1 pseudogene is annotated in these 1,152 nt (G+C 58.0%); it reads left to right on the plus strand.

Features of this window, described 5'->3' with window-relative positions:
- A pseudogene (locus C0Z18_RS32445) lies at positions 1–1,152 on the plus strand (IS1182 family transposase); the annotation flags it as partial.

Consider the following 1,152-nt stretch of genomic DNA (forward strand, 5'->3'; position numbering starts at 1 on the left):
ACGGGACGTCTCGCGCCGGACTTCAAGACGATCGCCGACTTTCGCCGCGACAACGGCGCAGCCATTCGCAACGTATGCCGGCGTTTCGTCGAACTGTGTCGCGGACTGAAACTATTATCCAGCGACATCGTGGCAATCGATGGCAGCAAATTCAAGGCTGTGAACAGCCGCGACAGGAACTACACGGCGGGCAAGATCGATAAGCGTCGGCAGCAGATAGAGGAAAGTATCCAGCGGTACCTCGACGCAATCGAAACGGAGGATCGGACCAACCCAACTGGTTCCGATGTGAAAGCGGTGCGTCTGTACGAGAAGATCGCGCGTTTGCGCCAGGAGATGCGCGAGCTGCGCGGATCAGGAAGCAGTTGCGGAAACAGCCGGAAAAACAGCTGTCGAAGACCGATTCAGACGCACGGTCCATGGCAACAAGCGGCAGAGGCTCCGGCATAGTCGGCTACAACGTTCAGGTCGCGGTGGACGCGAAGCACCACTTAATCGTTGAACACGAAGTGACCAATGTTGGGAACGATCACGGGCAACTCAGCAAGATGGCGGCGTCCGCGAAGCGCGCCATGGCCAAGCCGAAGCTGAAGGTGTTAGCCGATCGGGGCTACTTCAGCGGCCCGGAGATACGCGCATGCGAACTGAACAACATCAGCGCGTACGTTCCGGAGCCACTCACCTCCGCATCAAGGAAGAAGGGGCTCTTCACGAAAGCCGACTTTGTCTATGTCGCGCGAGACGACGTCTATCGATGCCCCGCCGGCGAGCGCGCCATTCATCGCTTCGACACCGTTGAGAACGGGATGAATCTGCGGGTGTACTGGCCCAGCGCTGGCCCAGCGCTTGCCCACGTTGCCCTATGAAGAAGCGATGTTCGCCCAGCGACTATCGTCGTATCCGACGCTGGGAGCACGAAGACATACTTGAGGCCATGCAACGCCGACTCGATCGAAAGCCTGATGCAATGACCATCCGTCGAAGTACCGTCGAGCACGTCTTCGGGACACTTGAGCACTGGATGGGTCCCGCTCACTTCCTGACTCGAACGCTTAGGCGAGTGAGCACGGAAATGAGCCTTCAAGTGCTTGCATACAACATCAAGCGGGTCATCAATATACTTGGCGTCTTGAGAGCGATGAAGAGCATGAG

The organism is Trinickia dabaoshanensis (genome assembly GCF_002879885.1).
Lineage (GTDB): Bacteria > Pseudomonadota > Gammaproteobacteria > Burkholderiales > Burkholderiaceae > Trinickia > Trinickia dabaoshanensis.